The following is a 2,443-nucleotide window of genomic DNA, read 5'->3' as shown; positions in this document are numbered from 1 at the left end:
AGACCACCATCCGCAAAATGGCGGAGTATAACCGCCTGCTCTCACAGCGGGTGGCGTCGTACGCCAGCGAAATCAACTGGCTGAAGGCGCCTGTCGCTAAGCTTCAGCGTATGCAGTTCGGCAAGAGCTCCGAAAAGCTGCGTGAGTAAACACAGCGCCAGGTACGCGAGGCGGAGGAGCGCATCAGCGCCCTGCAGCGAAGGTGCTGGGTGAACAGCATGACCCGGTTCTCCCGCAGCCGTTGCGCCAGTCTTCCTCCCGCAAACCGTTGCCAGCCTCGCTTCCCCGCGAAACCCGCACGCTGTCGCCGGCTGAAACGACCTGTCCGGCATGCGGCGGCGAGCTAAGCGCGCTGGGGTGCGACGTGTCGGAGCAGCTGGAGCTTATCAGCAGCGCCTTTAAGGTTATCAAAACACAGCGGCCAAAACTGACCTGCTGCAGCTGTGACCACATCGTTCAGGCCCCCATGCCGTCAAAACCCATAGAGCGCAGCTATGCAGGTTCCGGCCTGCTGACACGCATCGTCACGGCGAAGTTCGCGGAGCACACGCCGGGGGGAAACCCGTGAAAACGGCTTCCGTCCCCCTCAGGGCGACGGAGGGGATGTCAGCGCCCCGCCGGGGCCGGACTGCGTTATTTTACCCGGACATCCCCGGGGAGAGGCATCCGGAGCACAGCGTGTTTAAAATGTAAGAAAGTTTGTTTGCGACCCGGCCTGCCACTGCGTCCCCCTGATACCCTGCCCTCCCGCCGGAAGGCAAGGTTGTATGCGTAGTCCCCGTGACGTAAAGCCAGGCTGCAGGCGCGGACCTGCCATGCATCACGGGATTACCTGCGTTCAGCGCGACTATCGGGATACGGCAGCGGGGTGAAAGGCCGCCCGGGAAGGCGAAATGCGTTGCCGGCCGCGAGCCCGGAGCTTCATTCGTTTTTTACCGGGTGCCGGTATGCCTGAACGGATTAAATCCCTGTCAGGAGTGTCCGGCAAAAAAACTTTGTCCGGATCAGATCTGAAATACAGACAGGGGAAGGGGTATTTATCCTTTAAAAAAACGTTTTTACAGCAAAAGTGTACTTATAGAGGTGGCTACTGAGCATATTTGTAATTCGCCGTTTACTCATCACGGATACCGGATATTAACATCATTGACGGGATCCCGTCGATAGTCTCGCGAACAATAGCCGGCTGTTTTTTAGCCAACTATTTTTTTTGTTAACACTTAGCCAACCAACCTCTCTGACTTCGTTGCACAACCATTTACATACCATGGTTTACGTTAAGTACCTATATGACACGATGTATACGTGCATGTACGTCCGTACAATAATGTGATGTTTTTCGCCCCGCCATCCTCAGATTGTCGGGGTTTTTTTTATCATCTGCCGGAAGACAACTTAACTCTGGCTGTATTCACCAGCCAGAATGAAACATCCCGGTAACATTCATTGTTGTGTTGCTTTAATAAGCATTGAAAGTAATCAGTTTAGTGTTTAACAGTGCTGATTCATTGAGTGGCACACACCTGTAATGTTAGGAGCATTTGACCATATTTCTCCCCGGCTTCTGTTTGTTGCCGGGGATTTTTTTACCACTATCCGCTTTGCGGCAAAACAGTTCAGCACGGGACGTTTTTTCTGTCAGGCAGCCCCCCTCCGGTTGTCTGAATATTGCAGATTCTCCGGGATGCTTTGCTCAACGGAAAACATGTCATCGGGTCTGAAGAAAACGGATTCATGCCATAAGTAACGTCCCTGATATCAGATAAGTGTGGTGCAAAATGAAAATCACAGTATTTATTGTTTTGGTTATCACATGTTATTCCTTAATCCCTGACAGCTGGATCAGGAACCTGTTAATGCCACATCACCGGTTATCCGTTTATGGTGGAGAGGCCATGAGCGATTATGATTTTACGGTGATTCTTCTTAAATTCTGCCTGACCACGTTGATAGTGCTTGTGCTGAGAATGCTGAAGAAATTTCTGAACAGATGATTTTTTTAACCCGGAGAATAATGGATTCACATGGCAGGAACGAGGAAATTCCGGGAACCATTGCCGGAAATGATACCGTTTTTGTGACTCCAGTCAGGGGTTCGCCGTCACGAACCGTCTCAAAAAGTTACGTGAAACGTATCCTGACTAACTGCCCTTTCCATCATTAAAAGCGCCCTGTGATAAGGGCGTTAATAGATGTGCCGAGTTCTCTTTCTTCGGGGAGAAATGAATATACCGGGACTGGCTTCTTCAGCTTTTTTTAAATCTGTTATGGCCCAGTCAAAAGACGGAACCAAAGGGCTTGCCACCAGTATTGCTGTTACAGTTCCGTCGGGAAGGGTTCCAAACAGCATGTGAACCGGTAACGTCTATTAGACGTCAACTACCTTGGCCGATACGCGTCAACTACTCTGGCCGCCTTTGAGTTATTTCTTAGCTGACTGCTG

The 2,443-nt window shown here is 51.1% G+C and carries 1 pseudogene; it reads left to right on the top strand.

From position 1 onward, the window contains the following. A pseudogene (locus FU672_RS24705) lies at nt 1-553 on the top strand (transposase domain-containing protein); the annotation flags it as partial. Between the last annotated feature and the right edge of the window lie 1,890 nt (nt 554-2,443).

Origin of the sequence: Enterobacter asburiae (genome assembly GCF_008080435.1) — a bacterium.
Classification (GTDB): domain Bacteria; phylum Pseudomonadota; class Gammaproteobacteria; order Enterobacterales; family Enterobacteriaceae; genus Enterobacter; species Enterobacter asburiae_C.
Note: the sequence above shows the minus strand (reverse complement) of the source record. Positions and strands in the feature narration are given on the sequence as shown.